The sequence below is a fragment of the Bythopirellula polymerisocia genome, from assembly GCF_007860015.1.
Taxonomy (GTDB): domain Bacteria; phylum Planctomycetota; class Planctomycetia; order Pirellulales; family Lacipirellulaceae; genus Bythopirellula; species Bythopirellula polymerisocia.
Map to the genome: position 1 here is coordinate 811,443 of NZ_SJPS01000002.1, position 22,699 is coordinate 834,141.

General features: G+C 52.7%; 12 protein-coding genes. 10 read left to right on the plus strand and 2 right to left on the minus strand.

The features are described 5' to 3' along the window. Positions 1-60 precede the first annotated feature (60 nt). The 4 genes from Pla144_RS09350 (at position 61) to Pla144_RS09365 (ending at position 7,767) form a co-directional block, all read left to right on the plus strand. Entirely contained in the window at positions 61-3,450 is a 3,390-nt protein-coding gene (locus Pla144_RS09350) for a glycosyl hydrolase (protein WP_197530529.1), read from the plus strand. Continuing rightward, on the plus strand, positions 3,447-6,158 hold the full coding sequence (locus tag Pla144_RS09355; protein WP_146450374.1) for a glycoside hydrolase family 2 TIM barrel-domain containing protein: 2,712 nt from the start codon (positions 3,447-3,449) through the stop codon (positions 6,156-6,158). The genes Pla144_RS09350 and Pla144_RS09355 overlap by 4 nt, the downstream gene beginning before the upstream one ends. Positions 6,159-6,433: 275 nt before the next feature. Further along, positions 6,434-6,751 carry a transposase gene (locus Pla144_RS09360; protein WP_146450375.1) on the plus strand — a complete coding sequence of 106 codons (318 nt, stop codon included), beginning with the start codon at positions 6,434-6,436 and terminating at the stop codon, positions 6,749-6,751. Between the two features lie 74 nt (positions 6,752-6,825). Further along, complete coding sequence (locus Pla144_RS09365; protein WP_146450376.1) at positions 6,826-7,767, plus strand: IS3 family transposase; 942 nt, start codon at positions 6,826-6,828, stop codon at positions 7,765-7,767. A gap of 1,163 nt (positions 7,768-8,930) precedes the next feature. Here the strand turns inward: Pla144_RS09365 and Pla144_RS09370 are convergent. Further along, on the minus strand, positions 8,931-9,974 hold the full coding sequence (locus tag Pla144_RS09370; RefSeq protein ID WP_197530530.1) for an IS110 family transposase: 1,044 nt from the start codon (positions 9,972-9,974) through the stop codon (positions 8,931-8,933). A gap of 108 nt (positions 9,975-10,082) precedes the next feature. On the opposite strand from Pla144_RS09370, the gene Pla144_RS09375 reads away from it, so the two are divergent. Beyond that, positions 10,083-11,024, plus strand: coding sequence for a DUF1559 family PulG-like putative transporter (locus Pla144_RS09375; RefSeq protein ID WP_197530531.1), 942 nt, complete (start codon positions 10,083-10,085; stop codon positions 11,022-11,024). 61 nt (positions 11,025-11,085) lie between these two features. Then, positions 11,086-11,487 (plus strand): hypothetical protein, encoded by a 402-nt coding sequence (locus Pla144_RS09380; protein WP_146450379.1) that lies wholly within the window; start codon positions 11,086-11,088, stop codon positions 11,485-11,487. Positions 11,488-11,599: 112 nt separating this feature from the next. Here the strand turns inward: Pla144_RS09380 and Pla144_RS09385 are convergent, their stop codons facing one another. Then, on the minus strand, positions 11,600-16,588 hold the full coding sequence (locus Pla144_RS09385; RefSeq protein ID WP_146450380.1) for a PKD domain-containing protein: 4,989 nt from the start codon (positions 16,586-16,588) through the stop codon (positions 11,600-11,602). 633 nt (positions 16,589-17,221) lie between these two features. Between Pla144_RS09385 and Pla144_RS09390 the strand changes: the two genes are divergently transcribed. The 4 genes from Pla144_RS09390 to Pla144_RS09405 all read left to right on the plus strand — a co-directional run bounded on the left by Pla144_RS09390 (position 17,222) and on the right by Pla144_RS09405 (position 22,536). After that, positions 17,222-18,265 (plus strand): substrate-binding domain-containing protein, encoded by a 1,044-nt coding sequence (locus Pla144_RS09390; RefSeq protein ID WP_146450381.1) that lies wholly within the window; start codon positions 17,222-17,224, stop codon positions 18,263-18,265. Positions 18,266-18,779: 514 nt separating this feature from the next. After that, a complete protein-coding gene (locus Pla144_RS09395; protein WP_146450382.1) occupies positions 18,780-19,745 on the plus strand; it encodes a DUF1559 domain-containing protein in 966 nt (321 codons plus the stop codon). Between the two features lie 4 nt (positions 19,746-19,749). Continuing rightward, positions 19,750-20,175, plus strand: a complete 426-nt coding sequence (locus tag Pla144_RS09400) for a hypothetical protein (RefSeq protein WP_146450383.1) — start codon at positions 19,750-19,752, stop codon at positions 20,173-20,175. Between the two features lie 450 nt (positions 20,176-20,625). Next, complete coding sequence (locus Pla144_RS09405) at positions 20,626-22,536, plus strand: PEP-CTERM sorting domain-containing protein (RefSeq protein WP_146450384.1); 1,911 nt, start codon at positions 20,626-20,628, stop codon at positions 22,534-22,536. The last annotated feature ends 163 nt before the right edge of the window (positions 22,537-22,699 follow it).

Below are 22,699 nucleotides of genomic sequence, written 5' to 3' on the forward strand. Positions count from 1 at the left end.
TGTGGATTTATTGCCACACTCCAAGGCCAATCATACGCGCAAACATTCGATGATTCACAGATGTCGGATAGATTCAGGTCACCCCCCCGCGAATCGCGTCCTGAGACCTGGTTTCATTTAATCGGCGGTAACGTTAGCAAAGAGGGGCTGACCACTGATTTGGAAGCGGTTGCTGGTGCTGGAATTTACGGCATCCAGTTGTTTCATGGCAGAGGGCAAAAATGGCCCGGCGTCGAGCCGCAGATCCAAACGCTGAGCCCTACGTGGGACTCGATGATTAGTCATATCGCCGATGAAACCGGGCGGTTGGGGCTGAATTTTACGATGCAGAACTGCCCAGGCTGGGCGATGTCGGGAGGGCCATGGATCACCCCCGACAAGGCGATGCGACACCTGATTTCTAGTCGCAGAAATGCTACCGGCGGAGGACGTATTTCGATCGACTTGGATCTTCCCCAGCCAAGCGATGAAGCTTGGCGAGATTACCAAGACATTGCAGTCGTCGCGTTTCCCAAACCAGCCGACGACGAGGGAACCTGGTTGAAACCCAGTCAAATCAACAGCTTCCCAGACGACCCTGCGTGGTCGCATTGGTTGGCCGGAAAAAACGTCAATGTCCAGATTCCGATTGGAGACGAACCTGCTTGGGTAGAATTTACCTTCACCGACGTGGTGACACTCCGATCGATCGAGTTGCCACCGATAGAACACCTGATGAAACGCGTCAACTTCGACCCTGATTCTGAGATTGCCGTGTGCGTCGAAAATGCAAATGGTTGGACGGAACTAGTTCGCCACGTGGTTCCACGGGGCACCTGGCAGGATCGACAGAGCGAAGTACCGTATGTGCTGGCGGTGCCTGATGCGCGGTCCAAACGATATCGACTCGTTTTCCATAACAACCGTCCGATGGAGATTTCACAACTCCGCTTATCCACGGCAGCCCGACTACAAGATTGGCGTGCCCAAGCAGGATACGCACTACGCAGCCTCGAACGCGCGGCAAGTCCGCACCAATCACAGGAAGCCTGGGTAAAGTCTGATTCTGTGATTGATTTGACTAGTGAAGTCGATCGGGCCGGCCATCTGATTTGGGACGCACCCCCTGGCGAGTGGACCATCGTGCGCTTTGGGCACGTCAACACTGGAGTCAAGAACAAGCCCGCTCCTCCAGAGGCGACTGGGTTTGAATGCGACAAGCTATCGCCCGCGGGAGCAGATCAACATTTTGCCGGTTATATTGGGCGGCTTTCTAAATCGGGCGGTGCAACTGACGGCGGTCGGCTCAAGGGCATGTTGATCGACAGTTGGGAGTGTTACACACAGACCTGGACGCCCGCCATGGAACAGGAGTTTGAGCGTCGGCGTGGATATGCATTGCGTCCTTGGCTGCCCGCATTGGCGGGCTGGGTCGTGGACGATCACCACACCAGCGAGAGATTCTTGCGAGACTGGCGGGCAACGATCAGCGATCTGATCGTAGAGAATTACTACGGCCGACTGGCTGAGTTCGGCCGTGAGAGCGGTCTGAAGCTGTCTTTCGAAACTTCCGTGGGAGATGTGTCCCCCGGCGACATTCTGCAGTACTTCCGGGCCGCCGATATCCCTATGTGCGAGTTCTGGCAACCGAATGATCCGCACGACGGTGGGTTGGAGACGAAGCCGATCGCAGTCACCGTTTCCTCCGCACACATCTATGGCAAGAAACGCGTCGCCGCGGAAGCGTTTACCAGCATTCCAGTGAAGTGGCGCGAGCACCCATTTTCGCTCAAACACTTCGCAGATCGGAGCCTGGCTTTAGGCGTTTCGCATCTGGTGTTTCACACTTACACGCACAATCCACTTGACCGTGTGCCTGGAACCTCTTTCGGTGGCCGTATCGGCACGCCGTTTCTGCGTGGACAGACTTGGTGGAAGCACATGCCGCTGTTCACTGAGTATCTGGCGCGATGTGGATTTATGCTCGAACAGGGCCACCCCGTCGCCGACGTGCTGTGGTACCTGGGTGATGATTTGGACCATAAGCCACGGCAAGACACACCGTTTCCTAGTGGGTACCATTTCGACTATCTCAACGCCGATGTGTTGTTGAACCGGCTCAGGGTCAGCGACGGTAACTTGGTTGTTCCGGAGGGTTCTCGCTGGCGAGTACTTTGGCTCCCGACCGAACAATGCCAGCGGCTTACACCTACGACGTTGGCCCGCATCAAAGAACTCCTTATCGCTGGTGCGACAGTCATCGGCCAGGCACCGGTCATGAATGCCACTTTGAGCGGCGGAGTGAAGTCAGACGTAGCTTTCGAGTCGCACGTGAACGAGCTTTGGGGAGACAATTCCGCTCTCAAAGGCGATCGTCGTATCGGCAAAGGGCGATTGATCTGGGGCGGTGATCTGGCAGGCTTGTTGACGGAACTGGGAATCACGCCCGATGTGAGTGGGACGCTATCCGCAAATTGGTGCCATCGCCGCCTCGGCGAATTGGACGTCTATTTTGTGATCGGTCATCGAACAGAAGCACTGGATGCGAATCTACAGTTTCGAGCAAAGGGGACACCTGAATTGTGGGACCCAATGGATGGAAGCCTCAAACCAGTATCGGTCTTTCACCCCACTCGATCGGGTACGTCCGTCCCAGTGAAATTGCCCGCCGCTGGTTCGGTGTTTGTTGTGATCAGGCCTGGCGGTGCAGATCCTCCGTGGGAGCAGATCACGCTCGATGGCAGCGTCGTGGTGGACGCCACTGACCAAGGCCGACGCGACACCGCTGAGAGGTTCCCGCCCCTAGGATTGACTCGCGACAAGCCGATCCAACCTTGGGTCCATCCGAAAGGTTTAACCTGCGAAATACTCGATGGTGGTCGAAGCTTCGTCGCTTGGCAGGACGGTGAATATCAGTTCAGCCGTCCTGGCGCAAAGCCGTCCTTGGTGCATGTCACGGGAACCAAAACGACGCCGCTCAAAAGAGGATGGACCTTATCGTTTCCCTCAGGCTGGAATACGCCGCAATCGTTGGAACTGGATCACATCAAACCGTGGTCTGAAATGACGAACAAAGCTGCTAGCCATTTTTCTGGCACTGCAACCTACCGAACGACGTTTTCGCTCAGCGCATTGAAAACCGACGAGCGACTGGTACTGGATCTTGGTCGCGTGGGAAACATCGCCAGAGTTCAAGTGAACGGGGAAGAGGCCGGGGTACTATGGGCTGCGCCGTATCGACAGGACATCACAAAATACCTGAAGGCAGGAGAAAACGTACTGTCAGTAGCTGTCACCAACACATGGCACAATCGCCTAGCCTACGACGCCGCATTGCCAGCGTCGGATCGCAAGACCTGGACTTACGCTGCACCTAAGGCGGAATCGCCGCTGGAGTATTCCGGGCTTAGCAACTCGGTGCAACTACTCATAGGAAAACTAGTTGCTCTACCTGGAGAAAGACCGAAATGAAGAAATATATTGCTGTTTTCATGCTGTTGTTTTCAAGCATCACGTTTGGGGGGGACGGCAGGACTATCGAGTTCTCGATCAACGATTCATGGATTTTTTATAAAGATAGTGGCGACAAGCCAATAGCTTTGCGCGAGATAGGAGACCGAGAAGTTGAAATTGTAAATCTACCCCATACATGGAATGCCGAAGACGCTATTCATGGTGCAACTAGCAAAGAAGAGGGTTACTACCGTGGGCCTGCATGGTATTTGAGAAAAATCACAGTCCCCGCTCATTACCAAGACAAAGAGCTTTATGTGTTCTTTGAAGGTGCCAATCAAGAAACCGATGTTTTTGTGAATGGCCAATTTGCGGGCGGCCATGTTGGTGGCTACACTCGGTTTGTTGTGCCGATTTCCAAATTTGTACAGTTCGATTCTTCAAAGCAATCGGCTGACTTCGAACTGGCGGTTCGCGTGGATAATGTTCACAATCTGGATATCCCGCCTCTTTCGGCCGACTTCACGTTTTATGGTGGAATCTATCGTGATGTTTTTCTCGTCGCCACCGAAAAAGTGCATTTTAACATAGAAGACCATGCCTCTAACGGGATCTATATCCGCACTCCATCGGTCTCAGCCGAGCAGGTTGAAATGGATGTGGACGTTCAGCTGATAAACTGCGGAACGACAGACCGTAACGTTAAACTAGAAACCATTATTTACGACCCTTACTCAAAACCAGTCGTCACTAATGCTTCAGATATTACACTCGCGGCAGGTCAGAAGCTCACAGCAAAACCGAAAGTTGATCCTATTCACAATCCCTCGCTATGGAGCCCCGATTCTCCCAATCTATATCGCCTGGTCTGCAGGCTCTATGATGCTGAAACCAACCAAATGCTTGATGAATCTATGAGTCCTTTCGGCTGTAGATGGTTTTCATTTGATGCAGAAAAAGGGTTCTTCTTGAACGGGAAACACTTGAAGCTGATAGGTACTAATCGGCATCAAGATTACTTGAATATTGGAAATGCGCTACCCGATTATATTCACCGTGAAGACATTAAGAAAATGAAAGAGATGGGCAGCAACTTTCTTAGAATCGCCCATTATCCTCAAGATCCTGCTGTTTTGGAATTGTGCGATCGATTGGGAATTCTGACGACAGTCGAAGTGCCGATCATTGACACCATAACAGAAAGCGAAGCCTTCAAGCAGAATTGTCTGAACATCCATTTAGAAATGATGCGTCAGAACTACAATCATCCAAGTTTGATTATCTGGGCCTATATGAATGAGGTACTATTGCATCCCAAATACCAAAAAGACAAGGAAAAGCAAAAAGACTACTTCGAGAAAGTCTACGAAATCGCGTCGGAGCTTGAGGCATTAACTCGCAAGGAAGATCCTTACCGCTACACCATGATTCCTAATCACGCCAACCTCAACCTCTACAAAGATACAAAATTAACTGATCTGCCTATGATTGTCGGATGGAACATTTACTTTGGATGGTACAAGGGCGAGTTTTCAGACATCAAAAGTATCATGACCGAATATCATCACACCATTCCTGATAAACCCATGATTATCGCGGAATACGGAGCGGGAGCGGATCCTCGGTTGCATGCGCTGACCCCTACTCGCTTTGATTTTACCATAGAATACGCGACCCGTTTTCACGAGCAGTACCTCAGTGCTTTGACAGATTTTCCATTTATTTCCGGAATCAATGTTTGGAATTTCGCGGACTTCGGATCGGTAGGTCGTGTAGACACCGTCCCAAATATAAACAATAAGGGACTGATTGGAATCGACCGAAAACCTAAAGACGCCTATTTCTTTTATCAGGCGGCGTTATTGAAGAAACCATTTATCGGAATCACTGCCAAAACATGGATTCGCAGGGCTTGTGTTGAATCCAAGTCGGGAAAAGGGGTTTGTATGATGCCCGTCGAAATCTTTTCGAACCAAAATAAGTTGGAGCTATTCCACAACGGCATCAGCTTGGGAGCAAAAATGGTCCAAGAACATAATAAAGTGATCTGGGACGTACCATTTGTTGACGGCAACAACATCTTACGTGCGGTCAGCTCTGATAATAGTCGGGTCGAAGATTGCGCGACAGTAAGAATGGATGTGTTGCCCATAAAATTGGATGATTTTCCCGTGGCGGGTTTATCAATAAATTGCGGCGACTATCGCTTCTTTTACGATGATATACTTGATCGCGCCTGGTTGCCCGAAAAAGTATACATTGAAGGAAGCTGGGGCTATATAGGCGGCAAGGTCTATGCAATGGAGCAAACACCTCGCCAAAGTTTTGGAACAAGCCAGCCTATTGAAGGAACAAATTGTGATCCGCTTTATCAAACACAACGTATTGGCATTAAACAATATCGGTTTGATGTGCCTCCTGGCGTGTATGAGGTCACATTGCATTTAGCGGAGTTGACCGGAAAGATGGCGGCAAGTCTTCCATACAGCTTGGATGGATTCGATGATAAGAAACCGTCAATAACTAAGAACCGTGAGTTCACCGTAAACTTAAATGGGACGCCGGTCATTGAGCGAATCAGCTTGGCAAAAGACTACGGATCGTTTCGAGCAGTTAAAATCAAGGCCATTGTAACCACAGAGGCGGATGAACCGCTGCTTATTGATTTTGTGCCTTTAAATGAAGACGCGGTAATCAATGGCATCGAGTTGAATAAGAAACTATAATGCGAATAAGCCTCTAATCTCAGGGCCAATACTTGAAGATACTCCTGCCCCATATCGAATAACGCGGCTTCAGTTTAAACGCGCCGGCTTGATTGCCAAGAGTGTTCCCCCTGAAATCGCGACGGAGGTTACTTGAGGCAGTTAAGACCGCATTCTATCGGTCGCGTCCTACGAGCAAATCTCTCTTGGTTTTGAACAGGTCTCTGTCCTGCTTCTGAAGGAACTGGAATTTCTCCGTGGAGGCGTTAGCATAACGCCAACCCCAGGAGGAAACCATGAGTCGGAGTCGCCGTCATTTCAGTGACGAGGTGAGAGCCAAGGTAGTTCGCCGCCATCTAGCGGACAAAGTTCCGGTTAGTGACCTTGCGGAAGAATTGCAGGTCCAGCCGAGTTTAATTCATTTGTGGGTTAAGCAGGTTCTCGACCAGGCGGAGAAGGCATTCCGACGGTCGAACCCCAAGGGTCGCAAGGTTGGTGATGCGAAGGACTCGAAGATCTCGCAGTTGGAAGCGAAGTTGGCCGCGAAGAACGAGGTCATTTCCGAACTGATGGAGGAGAACGTCAAGGCAAAAAAAGCCAATGGGGAACTCTAAAAGGAGTCTGGGTTCCCCACGACGTTCGTGACGAAATCGTTGACTACTTGCGCTACTGGACGGATCGCGCCGAGATGGCGACCAAAACGTTGCTTCGCTGGCTCGAACTGAGTACCAGCAAGTACCACGAGTGGCGGAGACGGTACGGCAAAGCTAACGAACACAACGGCAAGATTCCACGCGATTACTGGCTGGAACCGTGGGAGCGCGAGGCGATCTTGAATTATCACGACGCGCACTCGCTCGACGGCTACCGGCGTTTGACGTTCATGATGTTGGATGACGATATCGTGGCCGTAAGCCCTTCCAGCACTTACCGAGTACTAAAGAGCGCAGGGCGCTTAGATCGACGTCGCTGGGCGCCGTCGAAGAAAGGACAAGGGTTTCACCATCCTGACGGCCCCCATCGGCATTGGCACACCGACATCAGCTACCTCAACATCTGCGGCACGTTCTACTTCCTGATCACGATTCTTGACGGCTACAGCCGCTACATCGTGCACTGGGAAATTCGCGAGTCGGCCAAGGAGATGGATGTAGAGGTGGTCCTTCAGCGAGCGTTGGAGAAACATCCCGGCGCGAAGCCTCGCATTATCAGTGATAACGGGCCCCAGTTTATCGCGAAGGACTTCAAGTCATTCATTCGCATGGAGGGACTAACCCACGTGAGGACGAGTCCTTACTACCCGCAAAGCAATGGGAAACTCGAACGCTGGCACGGATCAGTAAAGCTTGAGTGCATTCGACCGAGCTGTCCTGAGAGCATCGAGGAAGCTCGTGCGAAAGTGGCGACCTTTGTAGAGCATTACAACCATTGTCGCCTTCATGCTTCAATTGGTTACGTCACTCCTGCCGATAAACTCAATGGTTTGGACGTCGAAATCTTCGCCGAACGCGACCGAAAACTTGAAGAGGCCAGGCGGCGCCGGGCGCTCAAGAGACGCCAATTCAGTACCGAGGTCGCCATGGCTAGAACAGGAGGAGAGGCTAGCCAGGGGTCCAGGGGGCGGCAATGAGCACCCCTGGTCTGCGTGAACGCAAAAAAATCCGCGGCGAAGCCGCTCCTCTTTCCATCGCCCGTCATACCAGAATTAAATGTCAGTCCTCGCTAACGCTCGACCAGGGAAATTCCCGTTTCCGTTGAACCAAGACATCTCCTTGAAGCAAGGCGAGTCGCACTCTGTCAAATCTCAAACGACCCCAAGCACGATCTCGAGATTCTGAACGTGGACAAGTATTGTACATTATAGCCTCATATGTTTGGTATTCTCATCGGAGCCACTTCCGATGATATGAAACTACGTGATGAAGTCTCTCAAAAAACAGCCCCGACGATTCCACTTGAAATGTGAGCCCAAACAGTACGCGGAAGTCATCGCTCTCTGTTTCGGAACGGACGGTTAGGAGCTTTCACCAAGGAAATCAATCAAAGCCCATAGATTTCCAGTTTTTTCGGAAATTTCTTGTCCATTTCCAGTTTTCAGGGGAGTGGACTGTTGGGATGTCGGACCGTGGCTTCGGCCAGCGAATGCGACTTAAGTCAACTCGCATTTTGTTCCTTAGCAATAAACCCGAATTATAGAGTTTTCTCAGTTGTGTCATGGTTAGTTGGACAGCGCCACTTTGCCTCGTGATAGCACACTTAACCGTTTCATCCGTAATGGTTTACGACAAAGTGCTTAGCAAGCGGGCCTGAATCGAACACATTTTCAATAAGTCCTTGATGCATAATGACTTAATCACGCTAGCATCGCCCAAAGTGGCGCTTTCCAATTAGGAAGGTAAGAAAATGTCGCACATCTACTTACGCCAAGAACGACGATCATTTGATCACGGTTTTAGCTATGTAGGGGCCTGTCAAGTCCTATTAGGTATCTACATGATCGCCTCTCGTTGGATGAGTCACGTCGCACGCGGAGTGCAGGCCCTTGCCCTGCCGCAGCGGAGCGGGCGACGTGACGGACCATCAGTTTTCGGTATGACCTCGAAGAACCCTCGCAGGGCGCATTCAGCTATTCGAGCTCTGGAAGACAAGCTTCCGGCCCATGAAATCCAGTACGCGAGCGACGATGCCCATTCACCCTCACGAGCTCATCAAGACGTTGAGTCTGTGGCCCAAAACCGTTCCCGAGCTATCGTCCCTCAGCAATCACTCCGAGGTCCCGCCGTTCATTATTTGTCAGGCAGCGACATTGCTGCGGTAAGTCTCTTGTTTGTTGACAGCCGCCCACATCCAGGTGAGCATCTTTCGAGCGATGGCCACAGCGGCTGCCTTGCGGCCGCTCCGTTTGGCAATTCGTGCGAAGATTTGTCGCACCTGGTCGTCCGTGCGGATGGCAGTCCAAGCGGCCTGTTGCAAGATCCACCGCAACTGGGGGGAGCCGGTCTTGGCAATATGCCCAATCCGTTGTTTTCCTCCCGAGGCAAATACCCGCGGGTTCAATCCGGCGAAGCGACCAATCGATTTACGATCTCTGAAACGAGTGAAGTCCCCGACTTCACTGATGACGGTGGCTGCCGTGACCATGGCCACTCCGGGGAAGCTGGTGAGGATGTTGTAGGTGGCACGAAACGATTCTTGCTCAATGACCGGCTTGATCTCACGCTCGGCCTGAGCAATCTGCCGCTCGGTGAGCGCCAACTGATCGACGCAATTCCAGAGCATAGCGAGGTGCCTGGGAGGGAGTTTTTCTCCTTGGGCCTTGAGGTAGCGAATGAGTCCGTCGCTTTGCAGCCTGTCGGGACCAGGTCGGTTGTTGGCATTCATGATACTTTTCACCCGGCAGAGCACACGGGCATGCTGCCTGGAGAAACCGTGTCGATGGCGGGTGAGATCGCGGAGCAATTGGACTTCGGCGGTCGGGGCGTAACTGGTCGGCAAGCGACCGGCGGCGAGCAACTCGGCGATATTAAAAGCGTCTTCGCGGTCGGTCTTCAATCTTCTGCCAGCCAAGGCACGGGCCTGGGTAGCATCGGCCAACACGAGCTTGTCGACGAGCGGATCGAGCATCTCCCACAGCCAGCGGTAGAAGCCGACCGTTTCGATGGCAACGGTATGCGGATGGGGCAGTGCAGCGAAATACTCGGCAATCTGACGTCGGCACTTGCAGGCGAGCTTGCGGTAAACAATCTCACCGCAGCAGCGGCAGAAGGTGCAAGCGGTGAGTGTGTCTTTATGCAGATCGATACCGACACACCAATGATGATTCAAAGTCGAAGTCATAATCGGAAACTCCATGTACGGGGTCGAAGAAATAGAAATACAACCGAGAAGCATTACGCTTGCTTCTCTAGGCCCCTACATGGTTTCACCTTAGTTGAGCTCTTGGTTGTGATTGCCATCATTGGCGTCTTAGTTGCATTGTTGCTGCCAGCCGTACAGGCAGCGCGTGAAGCGGCACGACGGGCACAATGTGGCAACAACTTGCGCCAGCTTTGTATTGGTCTGCAGAATCACCACGACGCCAGAAAGGCATTTCCCAACGGGATTGCCAAGCCCGTAAATGTCTCAGTACCTCAATTCAAACTTGCAGCCGCCTGGACGACCTATCTCTTGCCGTACATTGAGCAACAATCGAGCTATGATGTCATTCTGCCAGACCCACGCACTCCGGAGATTCAAAACCTACCTGCGGTGGCAGAAGCCGCCAGTCGTAACAACCCTTCCTTTCGATGCCCCTCGTCTATCATGGAGGATATTGATCCTAACGGGTCCACGGGTGGAGGCGCGCAGGAGATGAAGTTCGGTACCAGCAATTACCGCGGGTGTCGAGGAACACGTGACAATCCTGAGGGCAACCAGGGTTTAGCGAAGATCTTATTCGCTAACGGCGAACAGCGCGAGCTAGGTAGTTGGATAGGCGTGCTCTATCCAGGCTATCGTGTTCCCGAACCAACCGATTTTCGTCAGATAACTGATGGCACCTCGCAAACGATTGTCCTGGGAGAGGTCGATGTGAGACCAGCATTATTGGCAAGTTTTGAAGAATGGGGAGAGGCCAACGCCTCGGATGAAAGCCCAGCTACCCCACGCTGGCCCTCATGGCCAGGTGCCCATGGAGACAAAGACGACGTGCTATTCAATATGTGGGATCCGGCTCGATCTGCTATCAACAGCGGTGACCGTGACTCGGCCAGCAGCAACCACCCTGGCGGAGTATTCTTTGGTTTCTGCGATGCCTCGGTCCATTTTCTTTCAGAGGACATTTCTTGGGAAGTTTATACTGCTCTCGGTACACGTGCAGGAGCCGAAATCTCTATTGGACTCCCCTGATGGAGTTGAGACAATCCTGATATCAACTCATGATTGACTGGCAAAAAAAAGAGTAGAAAAATTGATCAATTCCAGATTCTATCGTCCACCTACACTGATTTTTCTAGGGATAGGCATTCTGGTAGGCTGCGGCGACGGCGGTGTGGAAAAGGGGCAAGTCACGGGCCAAATCACACTCGACGGGAAACCAGTCGCAGGATTGTTTGTAACCTTTCATCCTCAAGCTCGTTCCGGAGAGCTCAACGCACTCACACGCCAAGCGATGGGTGAAACGGACTCAGAAGGAAAATACAATCTAAGCACGAAATCACCTGGAGACGGTGCGGCTGTTGGTAAGCACCGTGTAGTTCTCGTCCCAATTCAGCAAGATGTTCCGATGCCAGGGAAACTGTCGCCCAATTTTGAGGCAGAAGTCCGGCCGGGGGTGAATGTCATTGACCTGGAGCTCACCAGAACGAACTAGGGAAGATAGAGATTGTCTAGAGGTCGCTGCTTCGGCACTTACCATCCACGCTGCCGCCTTTGCTGGCCAACATATCCGGCCCATCGCCTCTCACTTCAGGCAAAGGTTTATCTTAATTCGCTTGAATCTTTGAATTGGTCAGTTTATCCTCTTCCTCGAGCGAAGTAGCAACAGCTTCGGTTTCATTATCCCTATCTACCCAGCTTTCAAAACTCAGTTTATTGCTGGTTTTTTCGGAAGGCTCAATTGATTCTGCTTGAGAATAAAAAGAATCAATCGCTTCTACGGAGACATTCTCTGCTAGCTGCGAATCTTGTAATCGGGGATAGGCTGGACCAGTTTCTAGCCAAAGCCTTGCCATGGCTGCATCAACTAATGAGGGCGAAATCTGGGGAGAGTTGGTCGCGAGTTGATGAATGACTGACGATTCAACAGACTGGACTTCCTGCAATGCGAGCAGATCGTCCCGTTCGGTCAAGTCATTTTCTTGGAAGCTGGCAATGGGAGCAACGATGATGTTTCCATAAGTGTTTTGCCAGATGGACAGATCGGCACCGTCAACGCTACCATCACCGTTGGCGTCTCCTTCGTAATGCCTAGCATTGGCCAGACCTACTCCTCGTTGCCAAGCGAGAAAATCGGCACCATCAATTACGTTATCTTTCACGAAGTCGGCGTTACCTCCAATATCGACGATAAGTTGAGGTGCATTGCTACCTTCTTTCGAGCTGAACCACACGTCGTCGCTACCGCCGTGCTTGAGTACAAACGTGTAAGTACCATCGCTGTCAATGACAGAACTGACATCGAACTCAACGACCTGACCAAGCGCATGTGTTCCGCCAACCGTGTCAATAAGCGCGCCTTGCCCAGGAGCATTGCTAGAGTTGACGGTCGTTTCGCTCCAGGCATTAGTTGTACCTTGATAAAGGTTCAAGTTACCACTTCCGGGATCTTGCGTGACGGTCAACCTGAGGCTGGCAGCAACAACATTTTGGCTGTTGAGGCCCGAAACATTGAACTTGAAATACCCAGTACGCGTAGGACCACTCGTTTGCACTTTGATTAGACCGGTGTTCTGGCCAGCGGTGCCCTCTACCATGGCATCGTCGATGGGCGTGAAGGCTTGCTCACTCGCGGGAGGATCGACGAATGGTACGACAATTGTGCGTGTGGCTTTGGTAGTGAATTCACCATCGTTAGCAGTCAACTGCAGTAAGTAAGTGCCGTCGACACTGAAAGTCGCAAACACGTCTTCCGCGTTGGGGTCGTCGAAAGTGACTGTGCCAGGGCCCGACTCCGCGGTCCACTGCAAAGTCGGCGGGTACATCAGTCGGGCGTCGTCGGTGACGGAAGCATTGATCTGATAACGCAGCATTCCGTCGCCCGCTCCTGGCTGGGGCGACTCGGGATTGCCCAAGTTCTGTGCGGCCGAAACGCCAACGCTCGCGTGGCGGAACATAATACGGTCGACGCTAAAATACTGAGATCTTCCGGAGACAACGAGCGTATACTCCTCGCCAGCCTTGAAGTCGTAGACCGCGACACGCTTGTTGTTTTGTCCGCCCGGATCCAAACGGTTGCCCCACGCCCAAGCGAAGCTGTCCGCCGCGCCGCCAAAGAACTTCGTGTCGCTCATTAGCATGCTGAGCGGCGCATCGTCGCCGTGGCTGTTACCTGCATTAGGTCCCGCGCCATAGTCGCCCTCGACGCGCACATAGGCGTCGTTACTCTTGTCCATCTCTTGACCATGCGTGGTGTCACGCGCAGCTCGCAGATGCAGATAATACAGCCCCGGTTGGTTGATCTTAAACTTGTACTCCAGTGGTGAATTCGGCGGGCCGCTCGCGGGGTCGTTGCCGGTGAACTGCAGGTAGCCGTCACCAGTCGGATTGGCGTAATTGGTGGCATCCGGTTCAAGGTTCCACAGGCCGAGGTCGGACGGGGTATTCTCCATCTCCATCACGACCAAGCCGCCCTGCTCCTGGTACACGTTCAAGCTCTCATCGACTACCAGCGATACGTCGTCGATCGTGATGCTGGGCGGGTTATTGACCGGCGGGCTCGTCGTGAACTCGATCTGGTCCAAGTCGAAACCGCGGCCGATGATCTCAGCCCGAAGTACCTTGCCAGCGCCACCGCTAACCGCGATCCCCGGCAAGGTCAGGAAGTCCCAGTTGGCCCACCCGCCGGTGTTCTCTAGATCGAAGGTGCCGATTTCGGAAAAGTTGTCGCCATCGGGCCCATCGCCTAGTAAGAGTCGCAGGCTGCCGACCTCGGTGGGCGACCCGGAGGCATAGCGGACGGTCGCATAGTAAATTCCTGCAGTTACATCGACGGTGTATTCAAGCCACTCGCCATCCTCCGTCCATCCAATCCGCTCGCCCACGACGCCCGAAGCCGAGCCGCCGTCGACGCTGTCTCCGCGGGAAAGGTCGCCCATGGAGACCGCGTCCGAGTCGTGATACGATTTGCCCTCGCCTCCGTAGTCATAATCTTCAAATTGAATGATGCTGCCATCGGTGATCTCGCGGGGGGCGTCGCCGAAGGGGACTTGGTCAACAATCAGTTGCTTGCGGACCAGGACGACCCAGTCTTGGCTAGTGCTATTCGGCGCTTGGCCGACGCTACGCGAGCCGCCGCCGGTGGCGATAGTGACCGATCCGTCCTGCAAATCGCCGCCGTTGCGAGGGTCGAACCACTTGACCTCGAACTGACCGGCCGCGTCCGACAGGTCCATGTTTGTCGTTCCACCGTTTTTCAGGTAGCCAACGTACACCTCACCCGGTTTGTAGAAGCCGTAGTCGTTGAACGCAGAGCTGATGTCGTTATCATTCTGCATCTCCCAGAACGGGATGTCGTTGTCGTAGAAGAACTCCATGGCATAACGGGTGTAATCCCACCAGTTGTCGCGGCTACGGAAGTCCTCAAGGGTAAGATCAGAATGTGCGTGGCCGTAACCAAAGTACCACTCGTTGCCGTAGCCGCCACCCATCAAGGTTCCCCACAACGCGTTTTTGCGGCCGTCCTCGTGCGAGTTGCCGACGTCGTTGTCAGGGCGCAGCGCATGCTGGGCGTCGCCCGGCTCGTCGACGGCAATCGCCCACGGTCGTCCGGTGTTGGCCGATTCATTGACCCACTGTACCGTGTCTCCGTGCACGTAGTTAAAGTCCGCGTCGCTGGTTTGCAGCGATGCGCCGGTGAGCTTAGAGGCGTCGCCAAGTAGCGGTTCGTAGACACCGGCCTTTTCACCTGGGTAAGTATGCAGAACGATGTGGTGGTGATATGGATCGTTGTCGTAGAAGAACTGAGCGAAGTCCTTGCGTTGCTGCGTCGTATTGGTGTTCTCTTCACCTAGGTTCCAGTTCAAAGCCAAATTGTGGCCAAAACGCGCGATCAGTTCCCGGTAATACAGTCGACGCTGGTTGCCGAGTGCACCGCCATCGAGCAGTTGGTCGTTCTCGGTTTCTTGGGTCTTGAAGTGCAGGAAGAAACCTTCTTGGTTTGCGTGCTCGAATACGATCTCCCACTGATCCAGTTTTGACACGTCCATCCTCAAGCGGTCGGCCGAGCCGTCCGAGATATACGGAAAGACGTTTTTGTCGTCTCCATTAATGTTCATAGGGAGAAACGAAAAAGCGTTGAGTCCCTCAGATGCAAGGTAGTTGACCGCACCGATTAGCTCCGTGCCCTTGCCGTTTTGCCACGAGGGGTCGCCCGGGTTCCAATCGCCCGCGTGAGCGGAGTACGACTTGCGCCGACCTCCATTGTCCGGTGTGTTATCAAAATCTTCATAGGCCAGGAGGTTTTCAGGGGCATCGGGACCTTGCTTCAGGAAGTAGTCTCCGTCACCTGCGAATCTGAGATACCGCTCACCGACGTAATCTAGCCGACCTTTGCCACGTAGATCTCGGCCTGACTTGTCTGTGGCAGCGATCTCGAACGCGCCCGAGGCACCGTCGAAGAAGCCGGCGCTGGAGCCAGGATTGGCCGACGTGCTCATCGCGACATTGCTGCCAGTCCTGAAGGAAGCGGAGTATGTCCACGCGCCGATTTCGTCCGGTGCAAAGTGAACTCGCCAGACGTTGCCGGCAGTGGCGCTGGTGTTCGCAGCGTTGCCGTCCGTTGCGTAGTAGCCGGGCACGACATAGGACTTGAGACTTTCGTGATGCGTAAAGGTCACATCGAGCCGGTAGTCCGTGAATGGATTCACCGCAGCCGTTTCGCTGGTGTTTGGGCCGGCGAAGTCGATTGATACCTTGTGCCACTGCTTCAATTCGCCACTGACAATGCCGCCGCCAGTTTCGGGCACGACTTGGACCGTTGCCGTATTGCTGTCGGTATTCGACTGGTCGTCAGTGACGGTCAGCTGGAAACTGTAGACGCCTTCAATGAGGTTGCTTGCAGTGAGGTCTTCGTTGGTTGCTCCGCTGAGCGTAGCCGTATTTGGGCCGCTAAGTTGCGACCATTGGTACCCCGCAATGGCGCCGTTGTCCGTGCCGGAACCATCGAGGACTACGCTGCTGCTCGGCAAAACTACGACGCGATCTAACCCAGCGTTGGCAACGGGATCGTCCGGGTTGGGATTTGTCGACGAAAGCCGCATTTGAGGAATAACGACTTCGCTTTGCCCAGGGCCTGAAAACAGGAGACGCGCATCGGCCGAACCGCCCTCCTGGAAGTACTCCATGCGAATCGGATGCCAGCCGGCTGCAAGCGTGATGCTACCGTCGTCCCGTTCGCTGGCGTGTTGGCCCCAATTGTTGATGATCTGCGTGTCATCGACCCAGAGACGGACGCCATCGTTGCTAAACGTGGTGAATTGCCACGAACCGGACTGCTGGGCCTCAACCCAGCCAGTCCAGCGGATCGAATAGTTGTCGTCTGCTGTGACCTGCCCCTGCGCACCTTCTCCTAGAGCGTCGATAGGAAAGTTCACAACCGCATCGATGCGCGAGCCTCCTGGCTGAGTGAGCGCTATGGAATTGAAATACTCACCCAGCAACCCATCACCCGTGAGCATGATGCGCGGTTCAAGAGTTTCAAATCGCAGCTTATTCGTGGAGACTGTTCGACTCTTGCCCTTCAACGATCGACTCATTCGTTAATCCCTCGAATTGTACAGGTTGCCATTCTCTGCCCCCTTGAACCCATGACCGGGTGTAGGGAACTGAGTTTCTAAGTGACACGTCGTAAATCAGGCAGAATGGACAGAAAAACGCTTAAAAAACGTTATGGTCGCCTGTTAGAATAGTGTTTCTATGGGTTCCAGGTCCTTCTATTGAGCCTATATTTTCCGGGCTCACGGATTACTGAGCTACTGCCCCCACGCGTTGTGTCTACGGACCAAGGGGCTTACGAGCAGTTTTCGCCTTTTTTTATCCTTTGTTTGTCCATTTCCTCGGTGATTGAGCGTGATATCATCGGTGGAAGCATCCGTCGGAAGGTCAGGTCTTTCAGGTGTTCGGTGGTGGTACCCGGTATTCCTCACGAACTTGTTGGTTTAAGTGGCACGCATGTGAGCTTTTTTTCGCGGCCATTTGCCAACTTGTGGGAGTTGCCTTCTTGATCGGCAGAAACCGAGCCCCGCAGGACGCGTGACCTGTCGGGATGCTTTCCATTGTGTTGGCGCCCTGATTTGAAGTCTTAGATGATAAGAAGTAGTTTGGATTTCATGTTCTCTTCACGAAGCTAGTATTTTAATCAACATTCCATGGGCTAATAGGACTATAGGATGATCAAAAACAAGTGGTTTTGGGTGTCGGTATGTTTGGCTGTTGTCTTCGCTATTTTCTACAACCGTCGTGAACTTGTTTCACAGGACACTTCGAAAGTGCCACGTATTGCATTTGTGCTGGGAGGATCCGAGCCGTTTCGCGAGCAAGTTGCCAGCGGGGCGCGAGAAGCTGCCAAGCAATACAATGCAGATATCGAATTCATCGTGCCTGAGGAAGAGGCTTCTTACCAGACCGAGCTACTCGCACGAATTGATCCAACGGAGTTCGAAGGTGTTGCTATCAGTCCCCTGGAACCACAGGCACAGGCGCGAACCATTAGTGCCCTATCGACCCGTACAAAAGTTGTGACCTACGATAACGAGGTCCCCGAAGCGGTGTTCCATCGCCATGTCGGTACAAACAACTATGTAGCTGGTACACTGTGCGGGCAACTTATCAAAGAAGCCCTACCAGACGGTGGAAAAATCGCGTTGTTTGTCGGAACCAATGATCGTCTGAATGCCCAGCATCGTCGGCAAGGGCTTGTGGACGCACTGAAAGGAACGAGAAGAACCCCCGGAGCGGATCTCGATCCCATTGACCAAACAATTGAGGCTGGTAATTTCACTATTGTCGCGACTTATATCGACAACATGATTCCTGCAGTAGCCAAAGAGAATGCTGTCAGCGCTCTCAAAGAGCACCCCGACCTGGATGGGATGATAGGCCTCTACGGCTACAACGGACCGATGTGCCTGGAAGTGCTCGATGAAGCAAAGAAACTAGGAGAGATTGCTGTCATTGCCTTCGATGACCAAGAACCAACGCTCGCAGGCATCGAGGCCGGGAATATCTTCGCTACCGTCGCGCAAAACCCCAACCAGTACGGTTACGAAGCGGTACGGGTATTAGCGGACATGTCGCGAAATAAGTACGCGGCGGGGGCGGGACTCTATGCGGTACCAAGCACTCTTTACATCCCGTGCACGGCTGTGAAAGCGGAGAATCTCTCTGAGTACCGCAGTAAACTGGATAAACAACGGACCGAGAGCCCTGAGTAGATCTAGGTCTTTGCGGTAATTCGCCGCAAGCCTCTTCAGCCAAGACGTTAGCAGGGAACGAAACTAAAATTACGAGGCGGAATATAGCTATTTTTATCGTATTCCCGTACTTAAACGTTTCATTGTCTTTGAATTTTGCGGGGTTTTCTAGAAAGACTTGGCTTGGTTGGATTCGGTTTGCTTCTCTAATCTTGGCATGCTGGTAGTTTGCATGGAACGGTCAATTCTTCTCATTTCAAGGGTGCTCGGGAAGTACGGTTTATTCCCAGAAAAATTCAACGAATGGCAATATTTCTTGTCCAATTCACTGCAATTCTGAAGTGTTGAACTGAAAGCGGGGTTTGGGCACATTGTCTCTTAGCCACTTATCCTTCTTAGGAGTCTTATCCGAGAGATAAACGAAATGTCACAAATAAGCAGCAACTCTTGCGTCTCAAAGCACCCTTGGAATTACGAGAAAACGCCTTTTCAAAGACACTTGCTGTCACCTCAGATCCGATGCTATCCCCGGGAAATGATTCACAGTCGAACAAGGGCTTTTACGCTCGTTGAGCTGTTAGTCGTGATCGCCATCATTGGAGTTCTCGTGGCACTGCTACTGCCCGCTGTGCAGTCAGCCCGCGCGACTGCTCGCCGAATGCAATGTACTAACAAGCTGAAGCAGTGGGGGTTGGCGATGCATATGCATCATGACAGCAAATTGCAGCTTCCACTGGGTTCTAGCGCTCCAGGGCCTGGCAACCAGCCCCCGCGGCAAACTTGGGTGAGATATCTGTGGCCGTATATCGAGCAGAGGACCATTGCAACTATTGACGACACAAAGGTGGCCTTCTATCTGCCTCCTGGGACCGTTCATGGAACACTAGAGGGTGCGACGGGGCAGTACGTTGATCTCTATCGGTGCCCTGACGACGCCGAGGGTGCCGACCAGACCATTGGGAAGTATCAACGAAGACGAGGCAATTATGTCGTCAATTGGGGTAATGTGAGGTATGGTCAGACGAGGGAAAGGATTTTGGGCAAAACCGTCAGCGTCGAAGACCTCCCTCAATCGCCGTTTTCTCATATCGAGGGCAACCGCTGGCAGCCACGGAAAACTTCGTTTGCAGACTTAGTCGACGGAACCTCCAACACCTTGATGATGTCCGAAACATTGATGGGTCAGGTTGGAACCGATAGTGATTGGCGCGGCGATATCCATAACGACAGTGGCGTCTTCCGTTTCCACACCTTAAGGACTCCCAATACCAGCGTTGCGGACGAGATTATCAACGGCTGGTTTGAAGATACCGGCGATCCACACATGCCGGCGGTTGCCGGCGGCGCGCGCGAGCAAGTTTCTGCCGCACGAAGTCGCCACCCAGGCGGGGTCAACGTGCTTTATTGTGACGGGTCTGTTCACTTTGTTGATGAAGGCATTTCACTCGACGTGTGGATGGCACAAGGAACCATGAATGGTGGAGAAACCATCGGTGGATAGTTTCATGAACTTGGCTCGCGGAGATTCGCGTATTTTCCGTTCTTTCTTGCATTGGTCAGCGACTTGTTGCGTATTGCTTTCGGGGTGTAGCGATCCGTCGACGGCGTTGGTTACCGGGTCGGTTACTGTCGACGGCGAACCGGCGCAGATTGGCGCAATCTCGTTCTTGCCTGCTGACAATCAAGGCACTCCAGTTGGCGCAAGCATTGAAGATGGCGAGTACACTGCCCAGGTTCCGTTTGGCTTGAAAAAAGTCGAAGTTCGCGTCTCGAAGGAGATGGGCAAAAAGAAGATGTACGATACGCCGGATAGCGAAGTCAAAGTCATCAGGCGAGAGGCCCTTCCTCCAAAATACAACAGCCAGACAGAGTTGACTTTTGACGTGAAGCCAGGTGAAAACCGGCAAGACTATCACCTAAAAACCGAGTGAAGCAGTTAGAATCCACAAGGAAATCGCCCAAATGACGGATTTTTCACTCCAGGGGAAACCGTCGATCAGCCCCTAGAATTGTTTTATTGTCCCAGACAAGTTGTCAATAATTCGCAGGTTACCATGCTTATCCAAAGAAATCTTTGTAAACCACTGCCGCTTTATCGGGACTCACTTGGACCGGAAAAGACGGCAAAAAGCCTTATTTTTAGATTTTAGCAATCTTTTTTAGAGAATCTCTGTCCAATTGTGGGAAGACCAGAAGTGTTATAGAAGTTGGGCGGGCAGGCCCTTGATTATTTACCTACCTTGTCTAAGTCAGGTTCATTCTCGCGACGTCATCGGCCAGGCGGAATTTTCTCCTAGGGTGACGTCAGCCATCTTAATTTAAAGTTTCAACCCTTGTTCAACGTCCATTTTCTTGCCCTATCACCCGGAGGTAGATCAACAATGAGAATTCTTCACGCTTTGGCTTGTGCCAGTATCGCGCTGGCTGTCGCTAGTTCGCACGCCGCCACATCCTTTATTGATGGTGTTGGCGCCCCGACTGTTTACCATCCCTTAGTCATCGGCGACTTCGACGACGGTGACGGTAGCTCCGGTGCACCGCTCCAGGGTTGGAGTCCGGTACGCATGGTGGGGCTTGAAGCTGCCAGCGGGGTGCTAACAAATATCAACTCAGCCGGGCTCGGGAGCAATAATGAGGGGGACTCCTACGTCCGTCTTTCTACGGGGAGCGGAAATGCTCTTCCTGGAGTTGCGGACTTTAAGGTTGGTGAACTTCCCGGACAGTACGACATCGTTCAGTTTGACCTCAGGTTCGACGTCCTACCTCCTGAGGACCCCAATAACCCTGGTTCAGGTCTCATCGATTCGCGTCTGAAAGGACGGCACTTTTTACAGGGTGGTTCAACCCATGGAGTCGACTTTTTCAATAATGCCTATCTGCAAAACCTTAAAGATACTAACGATACCGGTTTCCACACTTACACGATCGTGCGCGACTTTAATGACGGGGCGTGGGAAGCACTCGAGAACGTTGTTCGCATCGACATGATCGACGGCGTAGGAGCTGCTGATTCAGCTAGCACCCTAGGGACCAAGTTCTCGCTCGACAATATCATACTCGGTCGCACGACTGCGACAGAAGCATTCCCCGCGATACCCGTTTCCTTGACGAATATCATTAAGAACGGCGACTTGTCCCAAGTCAGTAATTTGGTGACAAGCGGTATCAACGATGGAGCGGCCGATATTAATGGAGGGAATGGCCACTACGGCCCCTTCCGAGGGAGCAGCGTGGATGTCGATCACTGGACGCCCTACAACAATAACCCTAATTCCATCGTAGAAGCCGTCAACGGCACCGACGGGACAGGATTGAATTTGCTCAATGTGGCTGGCACAACCCAGGGCTCTTGGTATCTTGACACTCACTGGTCGACTGGTGCCGAACAATTCTCACTGAACTCGGCCGGGGGATATCTCAATGGTCTCATCCAAACGGATGTTCTTAACGGTGTTACGATAGATACTAGCGCAACTTATGAATTGGCGTTCGATATTAACTTCAATACGAATCGTCCTTCCAACCCAAACTCAAACTTCAAGGTTGCCTTGACCGTCGGGACTAACTCAACAGATCCCAACACCGCTGTGGCTGGCTCGCTCTTCGACGGGCAATTGTCAGGTATTACCCCCGGTACGCAGACCCTGTCGATTAGTGGTGCGGTTTTGAAAACCGCTCAAGATAGTGGGCAGCCAGTTAACCTTATCGTCCAGTCGCAAGCCAACACGTCAATAGTGAATTTTCCAGGCACTCCTGTGCCCGACAACCACGTTGACCCAGCGGTCTTTACACAGGTACAAGTCGACAACCTCGCGTTGGTCAAGACATTCACTATACAGACCGGCGATGTGAACAAAGATGGTTTGGTAACTCAAGCCGACGTCAATTTGGCACAACTCTACCTGGATGGAAACGGCGGTGAGACCGCGTTCAAACGTCAAACTGATCTGGCAAACGCCCCGTCGGCGCCTTTCGCGTCTGATATCCTGGCATCGCTGAATCTGACTGATTTTGACTTAGTCGCCGACAGCTTCTTCGACGCCGCGGACGTGGCGGCAATTGCCGCTCTGGTTGTTGCTGTTCCTGGTGATTTCGATAGCGATGGCGATGTCGACGGACGTGACTTCCTCGTCTGGCAACGCAACACCAGCGTAGGCAATCTCGCCGACTGGCAGGCCAACTACGGCGTAGGCCTATCAGCCGTAACCACTGCCGTGCCCGAACCAACCTCACTTGTACTGGTGGGGTTGGTACTGTCGGCAGCCACCGTTTGTGGCCGTCGTCGTGGCTAGTAGAATGTAAAGTGTACGACTCGCTTCGTGCTTGTCACGTGAGCAGAATGCGGGGGAGCGCTGGGGCAGCGCGTCCCCCGCGTGTTTACTGTGTTAACAGAAGTCGGGTGGGAAACCCATTTATGGATTTCGCCGGCAAATTTAAATTCAAATTACATACCCT